The organism is Faecalibacterium sp. DFI.5.82, assembly GCF_029076575.1.
Taxonomy (GTDB): Bacteria; Bacillota; Clostridia; order Oscillospirales; family Ruminococcaceae; genus Faecalibacterium; species Faecalibacterium duncaniae.
This window is the reverse complement of the sequence record NZ_JARFIS010000248.1, coordinates 1-332: the sequence shown is the minus strand read 5'-3', so window position 1 is coordinate 332 and position 332 is coordinate 1. Positions and strand designations below refer to the sequence as shown.

Below are 332 nucleotides of genomic sequence, written 5' to 3'. Positions count from 1 at the left end.
GATACCCCGCCCGCCGGAGAAACGCCTCCGCCTGGTGCAGCTCGGTGAACGTCCGAGACCTATGCTTCTGGCGGTCACGCCCCATAATATGCTGACCATCCAGAGCTTTCACCACAAATTGCTCCCGCCCGTTCTTCATAACCCGGTTGAAGTAGACGGCCTGCCCGGCCTCATTGAACATTTTCATAAACCCAGCCTCCAGTCATAATAGCTTGCATTCCAGAGAGCAACGGAGCGGAGCAGCCCGGCCCGGTGGCCCTCGCTGTCAAGTTCCACCCGCTGCACAATCTCCTGGCCGTACATATACACGCCCCGGGAGTACAGATACTTTT

At 57.8% G+C, this 332-nt stretch carries 1 protein-coding gene; it reads right to left on the bottom strand.

What is annotated here, in order from left to right; genetic code table 11:
• The coding region (locus tag P0G09_RS16455; protein ID WP_275253200.1) for a hypothetical protein at positions 1-187 on the bottom strand (187 nt) is incomplete at its 3' end.
• Positions 188-332 lie beyond the last annotated feature (145 nt).